At 72.0% G+C, this 19,818-nt stretch carries 14 protein-coding genes, 2 tRNA genes, 1 pseudogene and 1 riboswitch; of the genes and pseudogenes, 6 read left to right on the top strand and 11 right to left on the bottom strand.

Annotated elements, in window-relative coordinates; all coding sequences use genetic code 11:
* Window positions 1-7 precede the first annotated feature (7 nt).
* Window positions 8-2,119 (bottom strand): asparagine synthase-related protein, encoded by a 2,112-nt coding sequence (locus AB0I52_RS23975; protein WP_363075715.1) that lies wholly within the window; start codon window positions 2,117-2,119, stop codon window positions 8-10.
* Window positions 2,120-3,589: 1,470 nt separating this feature from the next.
* Between AB0I52_RS23975 and AB0I52_RS23970 the strand changes: the two genes are divergently transcribed.
* From AB0I52_RS23970 to AB0I52_RS23955, 4 genes are all read left to right on the top strand, one after another.
* Complete coding sequence (locus AB0I52_RS23970; protein WP_363075713.1) at window positions 3,590-5,239, top strand: sporulation protein; 1,650 nt, start codon at window positions 3,590-3,592, stop codon at window positions 5,237-5,239.
* 135 nt (window positions 5,240-5,374) lie between these two features.
* Window positions 5,375-6,631 (top strand): L-2-hydroxyglutarate oxidase, encoded by a 1,257-nt coding sequence (gene lhgO / locus AB0I52_RS23965; RefSeq protein WP_363075712.1) that lies wholly within the window; start codon window positions 5,375-5,377, stop codon window positions 6,629-6,631.
* A gap of 4 nt (window positions 6,632-6,635) precedes the next feature.
* Window positions 6,636-7,526, top strand: coding sequence for a tRNA (guanosine(46)-N7)-methyltransferase TrmB (gene trmB / locus AB0I52_RS23960; protein ID WP_363075739.1), 891 nt, complete (start codon window positions 6,636-6,638; stop codon window positions 7,524-7,526).
* 108 nt (window positions 7,527-7,634) lie between these two features.
* Window positions 7,635-9,278: a PrsW family glutamic-type intramembrane protease gene (locus AB0I52_RS23955; RefSeq protein WP_363075710.1), complete on the top strand. Its 1,644-nt coding sequence runs from the start codon at window positions 7,635-7,637 to the stop codon at window positions 9,276-9,278.
* On the opposite strand, the gene AB0I52_RS23950 is transcribed toward AB0I52_RS23955, so the two are convergent.
* The 4 genes from AB0I52_RS23950 to AB0I52_RS23935 form a co-directional block, all read right to left on the bottom strand.
* A complete protein-coding gene (locus AB0I52_RS23950; protein WP_363075708.1) occupies window positions 9,275-10,237 on the bottom strand; it encodes an aldo/keto reductase in 963 nt (320 codons plus the stop codon). The genes AB0I52_RS23955 and AB0I52_RS23950 overlap by 4 nt on opposite strands.
* Window positions 10,238-10,379: 142 nt before the next feature.
* Window positions 10,380-11,531 (bottom strand): M23 family metallopeptidase, encoded by a 1,152-nt coding sequence (locus AB0I52_RS23945; protein ID WP_363075706.1) that lies wholly within the window; start codon window positions 11,529-11,531, stop codon window positions 10,380-10,382.
* Window positions 11,532-11,542: 11 nt separating this feature from the next.
* Window positions 11,543-11,696, bottom strand: a riboswitch (cyclic di-AMP (ydaO/yuaA leader).
* A 293-nt stretch (window positions 11,697-11,989) separates the two neighbouring features.
* The gene (locus tag AB0I52_RS23940; RefSeq protein WP_363075737.1) at window positions 11,990-13,072 is read right to left on the bottom strand and encodes a PP2C family protein-serine/threonine phosphatase; all 1,083 of its coding nucleotides are present in this window, start codon (window positions 13,070-13,072) and stop codon (window positions 11,990-11,992) included.
* A gap of 316 nt (window positions 13,073-13,388) precedes the next feature.
* Window positions 13,389-13,462 (bottom strand) — tRNA-Met (locus AB0I52_RS23935).
* 292 nt (window positions 13,463-13,754) lie between these two features.
* Here AB0I52_RS23935 and AB0I52_RS23930 point away from each other — a divergent pair.
* Complete coding sequence (locus tag AB0I52_RS23930; protein ID WP_363075704.1) at window positions 13,755-14,075, top strand: hypothetical protein; 321 nt, start codon at window positions 13,755-13,757, stop codon at window positions 14,073-14,075.
* Between the two features lie 92 nt (window positions 14,076-14,167).
* Here AB0I52_RS23930 and AB0I52_RS23925 read toward each other — a convergent pair whose 3' ends face one another.
* Complete coding sequence (locus tag AB0I52_RS23925) at window positions 14,168-15,412, bottom strand: flotillin family protein (RefSeq protein WP_363075702.1); 1,245 nt, start codon at window positions 15,410-15,412, stop codon at window positions 14,168-14,170.
* A 38-nt stretch (window positions 15,413-15,450) separates the two neighbouring features.
* Entirely contained in the window at window positions 15,451-15,672 is a 222-nt protein-coding gene (locus AB0I52_RS23920; protein WP_363075701.1) for a hypothetical protein, read from the bottom strand.
* A gap of 209 nt (window positions 15,673-15,881) precedes the next feature.
* Here AB0I52_RS23920 and AB0I52_RS23915 point away from each other — a divergent pair, with 209 nt between their 5' ends.
* On the top strand, window positions 15,882-16,292 hold the full coding sequence (locus AB0I52_RS23915; protein ID WP_363075699.1) for an SHOCT domain-containing protein: 411 nt from the start codon (window positions 15,882-15,884) through the stop codon (window positions 16,290-16,292).
* 162 nt (window positions 16,293-16,454) lie between these two features.
* On the opposite strand, the gene AB0I52_RS23910 is transcribed toward AB0I52_RS23915, so the two are convergent.
* The 4 genes and pseudogenes from AB0I52_RS23910 to AB0I52_RS23895 all read right to left on the bottom strand — a co-directional run.
* A tRNA-Lys gene (locus tag AB0I52_RS23910) sits at window positions 16,455-16,527 on the bottom strand.
* Window positions 16,528-16,618: 91 nt separating this feature from the next.
* Window positions 16,619-18,262 (bottom strand): amino acid permease, encoded by a 1,644-nt coding sequence (locus AB0I52_RS23905; RefSeq protein ID WP_363075697.1) that lies wholly within the window; start codon window positions 18,260-18,262, stop codon window positions 16,619-16,621.
* A gap of 126 nt (window positions 18,263-18,388) precedes the next feature.
* Complete coding sequence (locus tag AB0I52_RS23900; protein WP_363075695.1) at window positions 18,389-19,318, bottom strand: FG-GAP-like repeat-containing protein; 930 nt, start codon at window positions 19,316-19,318, stop codon at window positions 18,389-18,391.
* A gap of 271 nt (window positions 19,319-19,589) precedes the next feature.
* Window positions 19,590-19,818, bottom strand: a pseudogene (locus AB0I52_RS23895) (RNA helicase); the annotation flags it as partial.

The raw sequence follows: 19,818 nt of genomic DNA, 5'->3' as shown, positions 1-19,818 counted from the left end.
GCCCCGCCTACGGCTGCAGTGTCCGTCGCGCCGGGAGCACCCCGCCGGCGACCGCGCGCTGGCGCGGGGCCGCCGTGCCCGTCCAGCAGGTGCCGCGGCGCGAGACGAGACGGCGCAGCCACAGTTCGGTGGAGGCGAGGTCGGCGAGACCGTCCAGGGGGAGGGGCTCGCCCTCGGCGGCCGCACGCAGGGCCTTCCGCACGACGCGGGCCTCGACCAGTCCCGCGTCGGCGAGCAGCGGGGCGTCGAAGAGGGCGATCAGCTCGGGCAGCGAGGTGCGCAGGCCGGTGCGGGTGACCTCGGACGAGGTGGCCTGGGAGGGGGTGCCCCAGCCGGGCGGCAGGTCGTGGATGCCGGTGCCCGCCAGGACCCGGCGCAGGATCGCCGCGCGGGCGCCCGGCTGGACCCGGAGGGACTCGGGGAGCGCGCGGGCGGCGCGTACGACCTGGTTGTCGAGGAACGGGGCGTGCAGTCGCTGGCTGCGGACCTCGGCGGCCTGCTCCAGGATCCGGTGGTCGGCGGCGTTCCGGGCGAGCGCGGCCCTGGCGCGGGCCTCGCCGGGGCGCTGGACTGAGGTGGGGCGGATCGCCGCCTCCTGAAGGCGAACCGATACTTCGGCGAGCGCCTCCCCGGTCAGCCAGCGGGCGGCGGGCCCCGGACGCGACCAGGTCAGCGCGGCGAGCGAGGCATCCGCTGGGGTGGCGAGGTCGGAGGTGAGGCGGTTGGCGTCGGGGAGGCGGACGGCCGCCGCTTCGAGACCGGTGCGGTACGACGTACGGGCGAGGCGCCTGGCCGCCCGGTAGACGGTCAGCGGGACGAACAGGGAGTGCGCGGAGGGGCCTTCGGCCTTGGCGAGTGCGGCGACCGGGCGCAGCAGATGGCGTCTGCGGCGGTCGATCAGCAGGTCGGCGAGACGGGCCGGGTGGGCGTCGAGCACCTGCCGGGCGCCGTCGCCCACGAAGTGGTCGGCGCTGCCCGCGGAGAGCCGGCGGCGGTGGCGTTCGACGTCGACGAGGGACGGGGCCGGCTCGTCGGTCAGGGGGCCGCTCTCCAGCTCGGCGTACGGCAGGGCCTCCTCGCCCGCGGCGACGACGACGTGGTGCAGCCGGGGGTTGGCGGCGATGACACGGGCGCGTTCGAGTTCGTCCTCGTGGGCGCGGGTGGTCAGGTCGTTGAACGTGACGGCGAGCAGCCGCTCGCCCGCTCCCGTGCCGTGGCCAAGGAGCGTGCCGGGCAGTCCGGGGAGCCCGGCGGCGAGCAGGGCGAGGGTGGCCGACGCGCTGCCTCCGGAGAGGTCGGAGCCGATGCCGGGCACGGGCGCGCCCCGGGCGGCACGGCGTTCGGCGGGGCCCATGCCGGGGACCGGTCCGGGGTCGGGAGGCATGGTCTCCGGGGCGTGGCGGGGTGCCAGCAGCCTGGCGCGTACGGCCTCGACCAGGGCGTCGCGCACCCCGTCGACCGCGCTCACCGGGTCGAGCTCGGGCGCGGCCACGGCGAGGGAGGCCACCGCCTCGTAGCCGGTGATCTCCCGCGAACCCTCGCGGAGGATCAGCGCGTGCCCCGGCGGGATGCGCTTCACACCGGCGTACGGGGTGCCGTCGCGCAGCGCCTCCGGGGTTTCGGGGCAGGCGAGCAGCGCGGCGAGGTGGCCGATGTCGAGCTGTGCCTCGATGAGGTCGGCGAGTGGGAGCGCGGCGGTGGCGTACGCGGTGCCGCCGGCCCAGGGTGTGTAGAAGACGGGGCGGGCTCCGGCGAGGTCGCCGACCACGGTGATCCGTCGGCCGATCTGGACGACGGCCGTGTAGCTGCCGGTCCAGGCGGTGAGGTGGCGCAGGGCTCCGCCGCGGGCCGCGAGCAGCCCGACGCGCAGCTGCTCGTCGGTGGCGCCGCAGCAGCCGAGTACGGCGATCCGGACCGTGGGCGCCCCCTCGGCCGTGTCCACCCGGACGGTGCGGATCTCGTCGGGCCGCCAGTCGCCGACCGCCCAGAGCGGATCCGGGTCCCCCCAGAGGAGTTGGGAACCCACGGGGTGCATCGTGCGCCCGTCGTCACGCTCGCCGACCGCCCCGACCGTGCCGAAGCTCGCGGCGATACTGCTCCAACCCACCAACCAACGCATCGCCGCCTCCACAGGCTGTGCACAAAACGGCGCGGCAGGGCGGTATCGGGAGAACTCCGGTAACGCGCGGCGCCGTTGCGGACATGCTGCCACGACAACGGCGTGCAGGAGTGGCTACGGACGGCGCACGTCGTGAGCGCATGCGCCCCTGGCAAAGGCCGGAGCGGGCTGTCGGCCTCACCGTCCGGCCCCTCGCCCGCGCGCGTCGGTCCCGACAGCAACGGAGTTACGGGTTCCGCGTGTTGCTCCCCCTTGCGCGCACCACCTCGACGGCCCCGATCCGGCCACCGGGCACGCCCCGCGCGGACGGCCGACGAGATGTCCGCGAATCCGTCCACCCAACCTCGCCCGACCGGCGATATCCAGCCAATCTCGGGCCGCGTCGGAACCTGAAGGCCAGAAGATCACGCCCGCCTTCATCCGCATTCGTACCTGATTGTTCCGGCAGCATCGGCCAAGGCTGACGGTGGCCGCGGACCGCCTCGGGGAGCCGGAGGAACGATTCGACCGAACGGCCCGCTCTCCCACGCGAACTCGCACGGAACTCACGCGGGACTCGCACGGAGTTCACTCGGAGCTTCCGGCGGAACTCCCGTGTGACCTCCCGCGCGAAGGCGGCTTCGCCGGGCCGGACACCGGCCGCGACCGCTCGCTCCCGGTCCGACGCTCGGTCCGGGAGACGCAGTTCGCCTCCCGGACCGGTCCACCGCCTGCGGGGAATGAGGCGGCGGTTTCCCCCAGCCCGCAGTGTCCAGTGCAGCGGGCCGACCCACGCAGCACCCATGCAAGCGCTCCCGTACGGACCGGGCCAGAGCGCACGGCCGGGCGCACGGCCACACACGAGGAGCACGCCGGGACACCTCGAACGGGGCCCGCGCGAGGGCCGGCCGGACCTCGCGAACCGGGGACGCCCGCACCCGCCCAGAACACGGGTCCGGGCTGGTCAGCGCGTGGGGCAGGGGTGCGGCCACACGTCCGGTGACCTGCCCGCACCCATGCCCGCACCCCGCCTCCCGCGCCGCCCCGGCGATCCCCCCGCGCGCCCCTTCCCGGCCTCCTCCCCCGGCGCCCGGGGAGGGCGCGGCCGGCGGACCGCACCCCTCCTCCCCGTCCTCCCCGCTTCCTCTCCGCCCCGCCTTCACTCTTCTTCCGCCACCAGCCGCCACGGCCGCCCCACCGGCCCCTCGCGCCGTCGGGGTCCCCATCGTTCGCCGTAGTTGGCCGCCAATCGCCGTCGAAGACTCCGGACGGACAACAATCCCGCCATACGAACGTCCGCCCCTTAACGGTAGGGATGCGGCGAACTACGCTGGGTTTACTGATGTTCTCAGCACAGGGGCATATTCCTCGGGGCTCGGCCAAATGCGTGTGCGGTCGGAGTGCCGGGGTTCGTCCCTGGGGAGAACACGGTACGAATGCCGCGCGCCTCAACGGTGACGCGGCTGCCGTCTGTGTGTCGAGGGGTGGCGCATGTCCAGGGAGCAACGCGGGCCGAACGAGAAGCTCGGAACCGTTCTCGCCCTCGCGGGAATCAGCAACGCCGGGCTCGCCCGGCGGGTCAATGACCTCGGGGCGCAGCGCGGACTGACACTTCGGTACGACAAGACCTCGGTGGCCAGGTGGGTCTCCAAGGGCATGGTGCCGCAGGGCGCCGCGCCCCATCTCATCGCTGCGGCGATCGGCGCCAAGCTCGGCCGGCCGGTCCCGCTGCACGAGATCGGGCTCGCCGACGCCGACCCCGCGCCCGAGGTCGGTCTGACGTTCCCGCGCGATGTGGGTGAGGCGGTCCGCTCGGCGACCGAGCTGTACCGGCTGGATCTGGCCGGGAGGCGGGCCGGCAGCGGCGGCATCTGGCAGTCGCTGGCGGGCTCGTTCTCGGTGAGTGCGTACGCCACCCCCGCGTCCCGCTGGCTGATATCCCCCGCCGACCCGTCGGTCGCCCGCGCCTCGGCGGCCGCCGAGGCGGCGGTACTCGGCACGCAGGGCGCACGGGGCGCAGCGGGGGCGCAGGGCGCGCCGGGTGCGCCCGGTTCCGCGGCGCCGCCCGGCGCACCGGGGCAGCAGCCCCTGTCCGGAACACCGCTCGTACCCGGTCAGACGGGGGCGCCGCCGGTCCACGGGCCCGGCGCGCCACCGGTGCCGGGGCACAGCGTGTCGATCCCGGCCCAGCCGGGTCCCGACTCCGCGCACGGCGGCTCGCCGCTGCGGGTCGGCCACAGCGATGTGTCCAAGCTGCGGGAGGCCGCCCAGGACGCACGCCGCTGGGACTCCAAGTACGGCGGCGGGGACTGGCGTTCGTCCATGGTCCCGGAGTGCTTACGGGTCGACGCCGCACCGCTGCTGCTGGGTTCGTACAGCGACGAGGTGGGCCGGGCGCTGTTCGGCGCCGCGGCCGAACTGACCAGGCTCGCCGGATGGATGGCCTTCGACACCGGCCAGCAGGAGGCCGCACAGCGCTACTACATCCAGGCGCTGCGCCTGGCGCGCGCCGCGGCCGACGTGCCGCTCGGCGGCTACGTCCTCGCCTCGATGTCGCTCCAGGCGACCTACCGCGGCTTCGCCGACGAGGGCGTCGACCTGGCGCAGGCAGCCGTGGAGCGCAACCGCGGGCTCGCGACGGCGCGCACGATGAGCTTCTTCCGCCTGGTGGAGGCGCGGGCCCACGCCAAGGCGAGCGACGCACCGGCCGCGGGGGCCGCGCTGAAGGCCGCCGAGGGGTGGCTGGAGCGCTCCCGGGACGGCGACGCGGACCCGTCGTGGCTGGGCTTCTACTCGTACGACCGGTTCGCGGCCGACGCCGCGGAGTGCCACCTCGACCTGAAGGCGCCGCGACAGGTGCGGCGCTTCACCGAGCAGGCGCTGTCCAGGCCGACCGAGGAGTTCGTCCGCTCGCACGGGCTGCGGCTCGTGGTGTCGGCCGTCGCCGAGCTGGAGTCGGGCAACCTGGACGCGGCCTGCGCGGCGGGGACCCGCGCGGTGGAGGTGGCGGGCCGCATCTCGTCGGCGCGGACCACCGAGTACGTGCGCGACCTGCTGCACCGGCTGGAGCCCTACGGGGACGAACCGCGCGTCGCCGAGCTGCGGGAACGCGCCCGCCCGCTGCTGGTGGCCCCCGCGTAGCCGGTCCGGTCGACGGGGCCGGGGTCCCCGGCCCCGGTACCCCGTGCCGCCGGATTCGCGGGCGCCACGCTGGCCCTCACGGGTTTGAGTGCGTTGTCAGTGGGTCAGTGCACTATCGGGGTGGGAGGTGGCGTGATGATGACGCACGCGGCGTACGACTGCGATGTGCTGGTGATCGGCGGCGGGATCGTCGGTCTGTCGACCGCGTATGCGATCACGCGGACCGCCCCGGGCACGAGGGTGACCGTACTGGAGAAGGAGTGGGGCCCCGCACGCCACCAGACGGGGCGCAACAGCGGGGTGATCCACAGCGGCATCTACTACCGCCCGGGTTCGCTCAAGGCGCGGTACGCGGTGCGCGGCGCCGCCGAGATGGTCGACTTCTGCCGGGAGCACGGCATCGCGCACGCGGTGACCGGCAAGCTGATCGTCGCGACCGGGCGCGCCGAGCTGCCCCGGCTGCACGCGCTGGTGCAGCGCGGCCGCGAGCACGGGCTGCCGGTGCGCGAGCTGGGGCCGGCCCAGATCGCGGAGTACGAACCCCGGGTGCGCGGCCTCGCCGCGATCCGGGTGGGCACGACGGGCGTGTGCGACTTCGGCGCGGTCGCCGAGCGGTTCGCCGACGAGGTGCGGGCCGGCGGCGGCCTGATCCGGTTCGGCGCCGAAGTGAGCGCCATCGACCGGCGGCCGTGGGGCGTCGCGGTGCGGACGGCGGACGGCCTGGTGGTGCGGGCCCGGGTGCTGGTCAACTGCGCGGGGCTGCACTGCGACCGGGTGGCGCGGCTGGCGGGCGACGACCCGGGGATGCGGATCGTGCCCTTCCGGGGGGAGTACTACGAGCTGGCCCGGCCCGACCTGGTGCGCGGCCTGGTCTATCCGGTGCCGGATCCGGCGTTCCCGTTCCTCGGCGTGCATCTGACCCGCGGCCACGACGGCGGTGTCCACGTCGGGCCGAACGCGGTGCCCGCGCTGGCCCGCGAGGGCTACGGCTGGCCGGTCGTGCGCCCCCGCGAGCTGATGGACACGCTGAGCTGGCCCGGCTCCTGGCGGATAGCGCGCAAGCACTGGCGGTACGGGGTGGGCGAAGTGCACCGCTCACTGTCGAAACACGCCTTCACGGCGGCCGTGCGGCGACTGCTGCCCGACGTCACGGAGGCCGATCTGCGGCCGGCGCCGGCCGGGGTCAGGGCCCAGGCGGTCCTCCGGGACGGCACCCTGGTGGACGATTTCCTGATCCGTGAGGCCCCGCACACGGTGCATGTGCTGAACGCTCCGTCGCCCGCCGCCACGGCCTCGCTGCCCATCGGGCGGGAGGTGGCACGCAGGGCCCTCCAGCGGGCGCGGGGGACGGGGTGGAAACCGCCCGCCGTAGAATCAGGGCATTGTGTCTGAGCCCATGAACCCCTCCCCCACGACGCCCGGCGGCGTCGCGCCCGGAGCCGAACCGACAGCGGACGACGCGCCCGGAGCCGGCGCCTCGCCCGTCGCGCCCGACGCACCCGCCACCGCCGGAATCCCGGACGATCTGCGCGCCGCGGCCCTGGACCGCCAGCGCAGGCTGCGCCAGGAGCCCCGCTTTCCCGGCGGCCCCGCGGCCGATCCGGCGGGCTCGCACCACGAGCGCCGGATCCGCAGCTTCCAGCCGCGCCGCAGCCGGGTCTCGCCCGGCCAGCAGGAGGCCCTGGAGCGGCTCTGGCCGAAGTGGGGCCTGGACATCGACGGGCTGCGGGTCCTCGATCTGCCCGAGCTGTTCGACGGGCTGCCGGTGGTGCTGGAGATCGGCTTCGGAATGGGCGAGGCCACCGCTCAGATGGCCGCCGACGACCCGGGCACCGGCATCCTCGCCGTCGACGTGCACACCCCGGGCCAGGGCAATCTGCTCCGCCTCGCGGACCGGAACGGCATGTCCAACATCCGGGTCGCCAACGGCGACGCGATCATCCTGCTGCGGGAGATGCTGACGCCGGACTCGCTGGACGGGCTCCGGGTCTACTTCCCCGACCCGTGGCCCAAGTCCCGCCACCACAAGCGCCGGCTGATCCAGCCGGAGTTCCTCGACCTGGTGGCGCGGCGGCTGCGGCCCGGAGCGGTCCTGCACTGCGCGACCGACTGGGAGCCGTACGCCGAACAGATGCTGGAGGTGCTGACCGCGCACCCCCGCTTCGAGAACACGGCGGCGGACGGCGGCTACGCACCACGGCCCGCGTTCCGGCCGCTGACCCGGTTCGAGGGACAGGGCCTGGACAAGGGCCATGTCGTGCACGACCTGCTCTTCGCCCGCCACTGAGCAGAGCCCGGAGCAGGGACCGGACCAGGGACCGCAGGAGCCGGGACCGGCCACACGCCATGGGCACACGCCATGGCCGTTGTCAGTCCTCCTCGTTAGGGTCGTGGGGTGTCCGACGGTTCTGTCCAGCAGCAGCAGTCGCAGCCGGCCGTCCCGGTGCTTGAGCAGCAGCGGGTCGGCGAGATCCTGGCTGCCGTGCCGGAGCGGAGCCAGTGGCGTTACCGGCCGCGTCGCGTCGGCATGCTGTGGCGGAGCAGGACGCTCCGCGTCGTCGCCGTCTTCACCGTGCTGGCCCTCTGCGGCCTGGTGATCCTCGCGCTGGTCCGCGACCAGACGGGCACTCAGGGGTTCCTCGTCGGTCTGGGTCTGGCGGTTCTGCCGGTGCCGGTGCTGATGACGGCGTTCCGTTGGCTGGACCGGGTGGAGCCGGGCCCCTGGCGCAACATGCTGTTCGCCTTCGCCTGGGGTGCCTGCGCGGCCGCCCTCGTCGCGATCCTCGCGAATTCCTTCGCTACCCGGTGGATCGCCACGGCCACCGCCGACCCGGGCAGTGCGGACACTCTCGGCGCCACGGTCATAGCGCCCGTCGTCGAGGAGAGCGCCAAGGCCGCGGCCGTGCTGCTGCTCTTCCTGTTCCGAAGACGGGATTTCAACGGGATCGTCGACGGTGTGGTCGTCGCCGGCTTCGCCGCGACGGGCTTCGCCTTCACCGAGAACATCCTCTATCTGGGCAACGCCTTCGGCGAGGACCAGCAGATGGGCTCGGGGTTCGTGTCGGTGACCGTCGCGACGTTCTTCGTACGGGCGGTGATGTCCCCGTTCGCGCATCCGCTCTTCACCGTCATGACCGGCATCGGCTTCGGGATCGCCGCGAGCAGCGCACGCCACCAGCGGTTCCGCCGCATCGCGCTGCCGCTGCTCGGCCTGGTCCTCGCGATGGGCATGCACGCCCTGTGGAACGGCTCGTCGACGTTCGGCCCGTACGGTTTCTACGCGGTGTACGGCGTGTTCATGGTGCCCGCCTTCGGCCTGGTGACCTGGCTGGCGATCTGGTCCCGCCAACGCGAGCTGCGCACCCTGGCCGTCGAGCTGCCGGCCTACGCCGCCGCGGGCTGGCTCTCCCCCGCCGAACCCCTCGCCCTGTCCTCGATGCGGGCCCGCGGCAGGGCCAGGGACACGGCACGCCGGTGGCGGGCGACCGCAGCGGGCGGCCCGCACGGGCGCCGGGGCTACGCACCGGCCCCGATCACCCCCCAGGCCAGGGCCCAGGCCAAGGCGCAGGGCAAGGCGGCGGCCCGCACGGTCGCCGAGTACGAGTCGTTCGCGACGTCACTGGCCTTTCTGCGCCGGCAGGCCCGCCGCGGCACGGCGGGCCCCGACCTGGCCGAACGCGAGCTGGAGCTGCTGCACCATCTGTGGCAGCGCCGGGAGGTCGCCGGTCCCGCCCTGGCGTACGCGGCGCAGGCGACGCGCCGCGTGCGCCCCCGGTTCGCACCTCCGGCGCCCCAGCCGTACCAGGGGTACGGGGGATACCAGGGGCACGGGACGTACCAGCCCTACGGCAGCCACGCCCGGCATCCGCACCCCACGTATCCGTACGCCCAACCCCCGTACGCCCAACCCCCGTACGGACAGCCGCCGTACCAGGGTCAGCCGTACGCACAGTCCCCGTACGACGCGCCGCTCCACAACCCGGCGCCGTACAACCCTCCGGATCAGTACCCGGACCAGTACCCGGACCAGTACACCTAGGTCGTGGAACGGTTCTGGGCGGATGCCTCGGTGAGCTCGGTCAGCTCCTGGTCCGTGAGCCGCAGATCGGCGACGGCCACCAGCGCGGGCAGCTGCTCGACCGTACGGGCGGAGGCGATCGGGGCGGCGACGGTCGACTGGGCCGCCAGCCAGGCCAGCGCCACGGTCGCGATCTCGGCGTTCCGCTCCTGCGCCACCTTGTCGAGCGCGGCGAGGACCTTCTGCCCACGCTCCGACTCCAGGTGCCGGCCCGCCATTCCGGCGCGCGCGCTGTCCACGGTCGTACCGGGGCGGTACTTGCCGGTGAGGAAGCCGGAGGCGAGGGCGGAGTACGGGACGGCGGCGAGCCCGGCGTCGGCAGCGGTGTCCTGGAGCTCGCCCTCGTAGGTGTCCCTGGAAACGAGGTTGTAGTGCGGCTGCAGGGCCACGTAACGGGCCAGCCCCTCGCGCTCGGAGAAGTCCAGCGAGGCGCGGAGCCGCTCCGGGGCGATGTTGGAGGCGGCGATCTCACGGACCTTGCCGTCCTTCACCAACTGGTCGAGGGCGGTGATGATCTCCTCGACCGGGACCGTCTCGTCGTCGAAGTGCGTGTAGTAGAGGTCGATGTGGTCGGTACCGAGCCGGCGCAGCGACTCCTCGACCGCGGCCTTGACGGTGGCGGGGGAGAGCCCCTTGTACGAGGGGTGGGAGCCGACCTTGGTGGCCAGGACGATGTCTGAACGGTTGCCCCGCGCCGCGAACCACTTGCCGATGAGGGTCTCCGACTCGCCGCCCTCGTTGCCGGGGGCCCAGGAGGAGTACGAGTCCGCGGTATCGATGAAGTTGCCGCCTGCCGCCGCGTACGCGTCGAGCACGGCGAAGGACTGCGCCTCGTCGGCGGTCCAGCCGAAGACGTTGCCGCCGAGGGAGAGCGGGAAGACCTGAAGGCTGGACGATCCGAGCTTGCGGAGAGAAGTCATGGATGGAACAACTCGTTCCACCGTCTCCGCTATTCCGTTGTTCCGTGCCGTGTGCAGCTACGGATACGGAGGCAGCGGCAGACCGGCAGCCCCGACGTCGGGGGGTGAGCGTCAGGACTGCCGGGGTTCGGCGGCGGCCTGCTCAGACCGTCAGGCCCCGGGCGCGCAGCCAGGTCATCGGGTCGATCCCGGTGCCGTCCGGGGTGTGGACCTCAAGGTGAAGGTGCGGGCCGGTCACATTGCCGGTCGCGCCGACGCGCCCGATGGTGTCCCCGGTGGTGACCTTCTGGCCGACGCCGACACCGATCGAGGACTGGTGGCAGAACCACAGCTCCGTACCGTCCTCGAGCTCCAGGACCGTGCGGTAGCCGTAAGCACCGGACCAGCCGGCCGACTTGACGGTGCCGCTGTGGATGGCCTTGATCGGGGTACCGGTCGGCGCCGCGAAGTCGAGGCCCGTGTGGTAGCCGGAGGACCACATCGAACCGGCCTCGCCGAAGGTCGAGGTGATCGTGTACGAGGAGGTGGGGATGGCGTAGCTGGCGGCGAGCTTGGCGAGCCGCGCGGCCTCCGCCTTCTTCTTCGCCTCTGCCTCCGCCTTCTTCTTCGCGGCGGCGACCTTGGCCTCCGCGGCGTCCTGCTGCGTCTTCGCCTCGGCGGCCGCCTTCTCCGCGGCGGCCTTCTCCTCGGCCTCCTTGGCCTCCGCGTCGGCGGAGTCCTGCTGCTGCTCGGCCTGCTGGAGGATGCGGGCGCGGAGCGCCTCGCCGGCGTCCGTCGTGCCCTGCTCGGCCTCGGTGGTGGTGATGCCGGCCGTCGTCAGCGGGGCGGAAGCGGTCTCGGTCCCGGCCTTCTCCGCCTCGGACCCACTGGAGAACAGTGCGCCGACGCCCGGCAGGGACCTGGCCTCGGGGAGCTTGTCCGAGATGGCGTCGGGAAGGGAGATGGAGACCGGCGGCTTGCTCTGCGCGGAGGCCATGCCGCCCGCGCCGACGGCCGCGATGACACCGACGCCGAGGACGGTGGAGCTACGGGCGAGACCGTTGCGCTGCTTGGCGACGCGGTGCTTGCCGCGTACGGGGCGGACGGACTCCTCGGTGGGGTTCCATTCCTCCCACGCCTTGCCGGACTCGGTCTCGTCGGCCAGGAAGCCGTTGCCGAACTCGCTGCCCCGATCGGTTCCGTAAGCGGTTCCGTGGTGGGTGCCGTAGACGGCACCGGGCCCGGTTCCGAAGTCATTTCCGTGTTCGGGTACGAACCGGGAGGGGGCTTCGGGGGCAGGCTTGTTGGACGCCACTGGGGCGCACTCCTTTCCTTCCTTCTCGCCTACCGGGTTAGCTGACGGGTTCGGAGCAGGAAGGTCTCCTACGGGTTCCTCCGTCTCTCGACGAGACAGAGATGCCCGATTCACCCCATGTAGGTGGTTCCCCGGTTCCCTTGCGGAATTCGGCGCTCGCGCACGGTGCCGCCTCTGACGGCGGCTGGGACAACCGCGCTGCGTTATCGAACGTTAATAGACACACGGGTCCGATTCCAAGCCGTTCCAACTGATCATTCACGTCATTGGCCTGGACTTAGGGGACACAACCGGGTGGAATCGGGCGAGTTGATCGCCCCTCAATCGTTATCCGTTTTCTGACGTTGCGTCAAATGTTATGCGGAGGGGTTCCTTACGGTTACGCACGGTGGCATCGGCCGCAGCCTCACCCGCACCTCTGCTCACCCTCTCCCCCGTCCACCCCTTCACCCTCACCCTCACCCGGTGCCATCCCCCAGACCCACTATCCTCACGGTCGTGCGCCGCTCCGGCTGACCCTCGATGGGGCGCGCGACCGCGAGGAGCGCCATGTCGTCGGTCGTCACCCCACCGGTGTGCAGCCGTACGTCATCGGTCAGCGCCGACAGCAGTTCCTCGGGACCCTGAAAGATCCGTCCGCGCAGCCGTTCCGCGGGGTCGTAGAAGGCCCCGGCGGCGTCACGGGCCTCGGAGAGGCCGTCCGTGTACAGGAGGAGCGTCGACCCGGCGGGCAGCTCCCACTCGTCGGAGCGGTCCGGCCACACACCCAGGTCCATCCCCAGGGGCAGTGCGGGCAACGTGGGCCGCAGTACGTCCAGCGCCCCGTCCAAGTGCAGCAGCAGGGGTTCGGGGTGGCCGCGATTGACGATCCGCATCCGGGTCTCATCCGGCGGGATCTCGGCGAGGACGGCGGTGATGAACCCCTCGACCGCGTCGAGGCCGCCGCTTCTGCTCGATTCCCGCGCCAGCGCACGCTCCAGCCGCTGAGCCACCCCCTCCAGTGACTGCTCCTGCTCGGCGGCCTCCCGGAACGCGCCGATGATCACCGCCACCGCCTCGACCGCGTCCAGGCCCTTGCCGCGCACGTCCCCGACCACCAGCCGCACCCCGTACGGGGTGTCCGTGACCGAGAACAGGTCGCCGCCGACGAACTCGTCCGCCTGCGCCGCCTCGTACCGCGCGGCCACGTACAGGCCGCCGATCCGGTCGGACGGCGTCGGCAGCACCGCGCGCATGGCGGTTTCCGCGATGACCCGCGCGGAGGCCAGCTGCTCGTTGCTGCGCCGTACGACGCCGTTGATGAAGACCGCGAGCACGGAGACGGTGAGGACCGTGAGGAGCTCGATGGACGGCACGACCTGGAACAGAGCGCCGTGGTAGAGCCGCAGCACCGCGACGGCCACCAGCGCGGCGGCTCCGACACGGATGGTGCCCGCCAGCGAGAAGAACGGCGCGGCGATCAGCGGGGCCGCGGCGAAGAGCGGGACAGCCGTGAAGGCGGCCGGGGTGAAGAAGTCGAACACCAACGCGCCGATGATCATCACCCCAGGCAGCGCCCGGACGAAACGGCGGTTCCGGATCTGGCCGGCACGCCTCCCTCGGCGCTGCTCCCGCTTCGCCACCTGTGCTCTCCTGCCCGGTGCGCTCAGGGCCGCGGACGGTACCGCGCACCACCTCCAGACTTTCCGGAGCGCGGTCGCGGGGCTACTCCTCGGCGGCCAATGGGAGTACGTGCGCGGCGCGGGTCGCACCGGCCGGCGGGCCGATGGCCCGATGGCCCGATGGCTCGGCGAACGCACACATGCACAAACGAATCAGGCCCGGCACGCTTTATGCGTACCGGGCCTGATTCTTCAGTAGCGGGGACAGGATTTGAACCTGCGACCTCTGGGTTATGAGCCCAGCGAGCTACCGAGCTGCTCCACCCCGCGTCGGTAAACACAACTCTACGGCATGTTCGACGCACTCATGACCACCCCGCGCACGTCCCCCGCCCCCCTGCTCCCTCTCCCCCGGCAGTCCTCCCGACGAACCGTGCCACGAACGTCAGAGTGTCGAAATTGAGAAGGTGTTGCGAGGAACACGTGTTCTGTCGCAAGGTATCTGCTGCATCCCCCGGACCGGTGGGCTGCCCGTGCGAGCAGACCCGGGACCGCCCGCTTCACCGCGCCCCGCAAGCCGCTCCCGGTCTCTCATCGCAGCCTGACTGGAGGGCCTCCGCCGATGACCGCACCGCTCACTCCCGCCCCCGTCCCCGCGTCCGCTCCCACAGCCGCTGTGGCCTCACCGCTGCGCGGTGCCGTCATCAGCGGCGTGATCGGTGGAGTGATCGGGGCGGTGATGAGCGCGGGAGTCAATTACGCGATCATCGGCATGCCGGACAGCGAGTCGGCCAACGCGGTCAATCACGCGGTATCCGGCCTGGTCAGCGGGTTCCTCGCAGGCTTCATAGGAATCCTCGCGCACCACCGGAAGGTCACATCGACCGCGCGGGCGGAGGCGGCGAAGGCGGTCGCGCCCCCGGTCTCCGTACCGGAGCCGTAGCCGTAGCCGTACCGGAGCCGTAGCCGTACCGGGACGGCTCCCGCGTCCGCCCCGCGAGCCGTCCCGGCCGTCGGTCCCGGTCCCCGCCCGTGTCATTCCGCGTCGGCGATCCGGGGTGTCCGGTCCCGGTCCGAGTCCGAGTTCTGGCCCTGGCCCTGGTTCCGGCTTCGCGTGTCGCGGTCCGGGGTCGCCCCCGTGTCCGTACCCCGTTGGAGCGACTGAAGGATCGCCAGCCCCTGGCCGACGACGCCCGCCGCCATCTCGTTGACACCGTCGGTGCCGTTGAGCACGGTGAGGCTGGCCCCCGACATCCCGCGGGCGGCCGCGTCGGCCAGGGCCGGCAGGTTCTCCACGATGCGGTTGGCCGCGATGAGTTCCTGGTTGCCTTCCCGCAGCGAAACCGCGCGGGCCGTATTGGCGTCCGCCTGGGCCTGGGCGAGGGTCCGTTCGGCGTACGCGCTTCCGTCCGCCTCGAACTTCACCTGGTCACGAGCGGCCTCGGCCAGGGTGCGCTGCCGGTAGGCCTCGGCGTCCGCAGGGCGCCCGACCTCCGCCTCCAGCCGCTGGGCGGCCAGTCCCGCCTGGCGCTGGGCCAGCGCGGTCTGCTCGTCGATGACCTCGTGCGACGCCCTGGCCTGCGCGAGCGGCCCGGCCTGCGCGGCACGGGCGTTGTACTGCTCCGTCTCGGCGAGGAAACCGGCCCTCTTGATCGCGGTGTCCCGTTCGTACTCGGCCTTGAGCGCGGCGGCCTGCTGCTCGCGCTCGGCGGCCTCCTGATCGGCCTTGGCACGGGCGATCCGGGCCTGGCCGGCGACCGCGGCGGCGTGCGGGGCGGCCAGGTTCTCGATGTACCCGGTGGCATCGTCGATCTCCTGGATCTGGAGGGCGTCCACGACGATGCCGAGCTTCTCCATCTCACCGTGACTGCCGGCGATGACCTCCTGGGAAACTCGGCTGCGTTCCCGGATGATCTGCTCCACGGTCAGTCCGCCCACGATGGACCGCAGGTGTCCGGCGAAGATCCGGCCGACGAGCTCCTCCATCTGGGCCTGCTCGGACAGGAAGCGCCGCGCGGCGTTGGCGATGGACACGGCGTCGTCGCCGACCTTGAAGACGGAGACGGCCCGGACCGTGAGGCGGATGCCCTGCTGGGTGACGCAGTCCTCGGTGATCTCCGCCTCCCGGAGCGCGAGGGACAGCATCCGCGCCTTCTGTTTGATGGGGAGGACGAAACTTCCGTGGCCGGTGACGATCCGGAACTGTGTGTCCTGCGTCTGCCGCTTCGAACCCGATATGAGCATCGCCTCGTTGGGGGCGGGAACGTGCCAGAACAACATGAGCGGACTCCTGTCATGTAGGACGCCACTTCGCGGGGTCAGGACGGCAAGGGCTCCACCACCACCGTGCGTGCCGAGACCAGGTCGACGACCACCACGCGTACATCCCTGCCGATCGACGTGGCCGACCACGCGGTGTAGGCCTCGGAGCCGCCCCTCACGGCCACCAGCACCTCACCCGCCCCGTCGGGCGGGATCGGCACGGTGACCCGCCCGACGGCCCCGACCGGGCTCCGGCCGGACTCATCTGCCGCGCGCACGCGCGCACCGCCGCAGGTCCCTGTACGGACACGTCATCACAGCCACGAGGCGAACCGCCTCCCGGAGGCCCACGCCTCCCTCGACACGTCCACGGTACTCCCCGCACCCCGACCGGCACCGCTCGTGGAGCCCACCGAGCGAGGGGTGAAATGCGGTGGTATGAATTATTTCGTATTCACCCATTCGGCGCGGCTCCTTGGAGTGGACGATGGACGACTACCCCCTGCTGAACCTGTTCTGGACCATGCTCTGGTTCTTCCTCTGGGTCATGTGGATGTTCCTTCTCTTCCGCGTCATCATGGACATCTTCCGCAGCGACGACCTGGGCGGACTGGCCAAGGCCGGCTGGCTGATCCTGACCCTGGTGCTGCCGTACCTGGGCGTCCTGGTCTACGTGATCGCCCGCGGCAAATCGATGGGCAAGCGCGACGCGAAGGACGCCAGGGAACGGGACGCGGCCTTCAAGGCGTACGTGCGCGATGCCGCCGGCACGGATGCCCAGGGCGGCTCGACGAGGAGCAGCCACGTCGAGGACCTGACGAGACTCGCCGAACTCAAGGACAAGGGCGCGATCACGGACGAGGAGTACCGGCAGGCGAAGACGAAGCTCCTCGTCTGACTCCCGTGCGCGGCACGGTCGGCCCCCACTCCTCCGGTGTGGACACGGCGGCCTTCCCGCGGACCGCTGCGGGCTGCGGGCTGCGGGCGAGCAACAGCCTCGAAAATGCTCCGGAAACCAGCGATCCCCAGCTCCCATGTGCTCTGAGCTGGGGTCGAGAGGTAGGCCGTGTGGGACTCGAACCCACAACCAACGGATTAAAAGTCCGCTGCTCTGCCAATTGAGCTAACGGCCCCCGGCGAATCACCCCCGAGCATAGCCCGCCGCGACCCGGCCGCCGATCGGGTATCGGTTGCCGGGCCCCGTCATCGTGGCGGCGGCCGCGCTCAGCGAGGGGGCTTGCGGGCGATCGTGCGCTTGTGATCCGGGTTGAGGAACCAGTGGCGGGCCGAGGCCAGCCACCAGGTGGCGGCGAAGCCGAGGACCACCAGGACGGCGATCGGGGCGTAGTTGAACGTCTCCCAGGTGACGGGTGAGACCTGGGGCAGCATGAAGAGCACCGTGATGACCGCCACCCAGACCACCGCGACGATGCCGATGGGGCGTGACCAGCGGCCCAGGTGCCAGGGGCCCCGCCGGAAGTCGTCGCCGCGCAGGAGGCGGAGCAGGGTGGGGATGACGTAGGCGATGTAGAGGCCGATCACCGCGATGGAGGTGACGGCCGCGTACGCCGTGACGTTGATCAGGTACGGGAGGCCCAGTACCAGCGCGCCGACGGCGGCCAGCCAGACCGCCGCCACGGGGGTGCGGGTGCGGGGGCTGACCGTGTGCCAGACGTGGGAGAAGGGGAGGGCGCCGTCCCGGGAGAAGGCGTAGATCATCCGGCTGTTGGCGGTCACGGACGCCATGCCGCAGAAGAGTTGGGCGCCGATCACCACCAGGAGCAGCAGCTTGCCCGTGGTGGCGCCGAGGGCGTCCAGGAGGATCTGGGCGGGCGGGGCGCCGGTCGGGGAGGCCAGGGCCCCGTCGTAGGACTGGATGGCGAAGGTGAAGCCGAGGAGAAGGACGAAGCCGGCGATCCAGGAGGTCCAGATCGACTGGACGATGCCGCGCGGCCCGGCCGTCGCCGCGTCGTGCGTCTCCTCCGTCATGTGGGCGGAGGCGTCGTACCCGGTGAACGTGTACTGGGCCATCAGCAGCCCGATCATCACCACGTAGAAGCCGCTGCCCCAGCCGGTGTTGTTCACGAACTCCGTGAAGACGAACGACGCCGACTGGTGGGAGTCCGGCACGAAGGTCAGCGCGCCGACGATGACCGCGACGCCGAGCACGTGCCACCACACGCTGACGCTGTTGAGGATCGCGACGATCCGTACCCCGAAGGTGTTCAGCAGACCGTGCAGGAACAGGATCGCGGCGAAGAGGAGGATCGTGCGGCCGGGCGTGATCCGGAAGTCGAACTGGAGGTTCAGGTAGGCGCCCAGGAACGACGCCGCCCCGAAGTCGATCCCGGCGGTCACCGCGACCTGGCCCAGCACGTTGAACCAGCCCGTGAACCACGCCCAGGCCGCCGCCGAACGCGGCGGAGCCAGCCGGTGGGCCCAGAAGTAGAGGCCGGCGGACGTCGGGTACGCCGAACAGATCTCGGCCATCGCCAGGCCGACGAACAGCGTCATCAGGCCGACGCCGACCCAGCCCCAGGTGATCAGGACCGGGCCGCCGGTGTTCATGCCGAACAGGTAGAGCGTCAGGCAGCCGGAGAGCACCGAGATGATCGTGAACGAGACCGCGTAGTTGGAGAACGCCGACATCCGGCGGGCGAGGACCTGGGTGTAGCCGAGTTCGGCCAGCCGCTCCTCGTCGGAGACGGAAGCGGAAGAGGAAGCGGAAGAGGAAGCAGAAGCGGAAGCAGAAGCGGAAGCGGAAGCGGAAGCAGCGGCAGCGGAGGCGGATGGGAGGTCTGGCGGGCCGTCGGCGGTGGTGGCCGGGGCCGGGTCGTCGGACGGGGCACCGCGGGGATTCATTGGCATGCCCCCAGCGATTCCCTTGCCGGGGGCCCGACATGCACCGGGCGGCTGCCGCACCGGACCGTCAGGTCCCCGGCCGGCGCCCCTCGGAAGACCTCGGCCTCTACAGGCTTCAGACCTCGACAGACCTCAGGACAGCTGCGAATACATCTGCCAGCCGCCGCCGACCTTCACCCGCGCGGCCAGGCCGCCCTTGCCGTCGCCGCGGTAACTCCACAGCGCGCCTGACGTGTCGCGCGCCAGCAGGTCCGCCCTGCCGCCGCCGTTCAGATCCCCGGCCCCGACCATCGAGTCGTACATGGTCCAGCCATAGCCGACCTGCACCCGGGTGCCGAACGTCCCCTCGCCGGTGGCCGGGTAGCGCCACACCACACCGGAGCCGTCCCGCGCCAGCAGGTCGCCCCGGCCGTCGCCGTCCAGGTCGCCCGTCCCGGCCAGCAGGTACTTCTGCCAGCCCCAGCCGATCTTCACCCACGGCTCGAAGAACCCGTCGCCCTTGCCTCGGTACAGATACAGGTCCCCTTCCGGTGTCCTGCCGAGCAGGTCCGCCCGGCCGCCGCCCGTCATGTCACCGGGCGAGGTGAGGGAGTTGAACATGTTCCAGCCCGTACCGATCTTCGTGTACGCGGTGGTGGGCTTCAGCGCCGCGCCGCAGGCGGGCTTGTACGTGCGCAGTTCGCCGCTCTTCATGCGTACCAGCACGTCGTTGCAGCGGTCGCCGCTGACGTCCTCGAACGGGACGGTGGCGGTCGCGGTGTTCGCGCCGGTCCAGCCGGAACCGGAGACCTTCGTCTCGACCCGGCCCGTGCCCGTACCCGTCCCGGCACGCCAGTCGGCCACCCCGGCGGGGGTGAACGCCAGCAGGTCGCCGAAGCCGTCATTGCCGACGAAGTCGCGCGGCACGGCCGCGCCGCCGGAGAGCTTCACCGTCCCCGAGGTGGTCAGGGCGGCGCCCTGGCCGTCGGCGGGCTTCGCGGTGACGATGCCGGCGGACGGCGGGTCCGTCGCACCTGTCGCGGCGGGCACGAGCCCCGCCCCGATGCCAAGTGCCGCGATCAACGCGACAGCACTGCGTACAACCGTGTGGCGTCTCGAACCGAGCCCCTCCCGGGAACTTCGAGAAGAGCATGAGGAGGACGCGGCAGGCGTGCCGCGGTCTGTGCGAAGTGTGAAAGCCCCCCGGCCCCGACCCCTCATGCAAGTGGGCCGACTTCAACAGCAGCCCCACAGCCCCGCGAGGAAGTATCGAACCCGTTCAAAACAAAGATCAGGGCCCGCACACCACCTCAGTGGTGTGCGGGCCCTGATCAGCGGTCAGGCGATCGGACGATCAGCCGTTGCGCTTCCAGCGCGGCTTGTCGTCGCGGCGGCCGAAGGAACCGGTGCTCGTGCCGGTGCCCGTGGAGCGGTGGTCGTCACGGCGACCGGTCGGACGGTCAGTGCCGCCACCGGCGCGGAAGCCGCCCGACGGACGGTCGTCACGACGGTCACGGTTGAACGGACGGTCGCCGCCACCGGAGCGGAAGCCACCGGAGGGACGCTCGTCGCGGCGGTCACGG

The sequence above is a fragment of the Streptomyces sp. NPDC050423 genome (assembly GCF_040655445.1).
Taxonomy (GTDB): domain Bacteria; phylum Actinomycetota; class Actinomycetes; order Streptomycetales; family Streptomycetaceae; genus Streptomyces.
The sequence above is the reverse complement of the archived record's forward strand: the minus strand, read 5'-3'. Positions and strand labels throughout refer to the sequence as shown.

What these genes read in the sequence shown, in the direction of transcription:
- AB0I52_RS23975 (WP_363075715.1), bottom strand. Translation starts at nt 2,119, where the DNA reads ATGCGTTGGTTGGTGGGTTGGAGCAGTATCGCCGCGAGCTTCGGCACG.
- AB0I52_RS23970 (WP_363075713.1), top strand. Translation starts at nt 3,590, where the DNA reads ATGTCCAGGGAGCAACGCGGGCCGAACGAGAAGCTCGGAACCGTTCTC.
- lhgO (WP_363075712.1), top strand. Translation starts at nt 5,375, where the DNA reads ATGATGACGCACGCGGCGTACGACTGCGATGTGCTGGTGATCGGCGGC.
- trmB (WP_363075739.1), top strand. Translation starts at nt 6,636, where the DNA reads ATGAACCCCTCCCCCACGACGCCCGGCGGCGTCGCGCCCGGAGCCGAA.
- AB0I52_RS23950 (WP_363075708.1), bottom strand. Translation starts at nt 10,237, where the DNA reads ATGACTTCTCTCCGCAAGCTCGGATCGTCCAGCCTTCAGGTCTTCCCG.
- AB0I52_RS23940 (WP_363075737.1), bottom strand. Translation starts at nt 13,072, where the DNA reads ATGATCATCGGCGCGTTGGTGTTCGACTTCTTCACCCCGGCCGCCTTC.
- AB0I52_RS23930 (WP_363075704.1), top strand. Translation starts at nt 13,755, where the DNA reads ATGACCGCACCGCTCACTCCCGCCCCCGTCCCCGCGTCCGCTCCCACA.
- AB0I52_RS23925 (WP_363075702.1), bottom strand. Translation starts at nt 15,412, where the DNA reads ATGTTGTTCTGGCACGTTCCCGCCCCCAACGAGGCGATGCTCATATCG.
- AB0I52_RS23915 (WP_363075699.1), top strand. Translation starts at nt 15,882, where the DNA reads ATGGACGACTACCCCCTGCTGAACCTGTTCTGGACCATGCTCTGGTTC.
- AB0I52_RS23905 (WP_363075697.1), bottom strand. Translation starts at nt 18,262, where the DNA reads ATGCCAATGAATCCCCGCGGTGCCCCGTCCGACGACCCGGCCCCGGCC.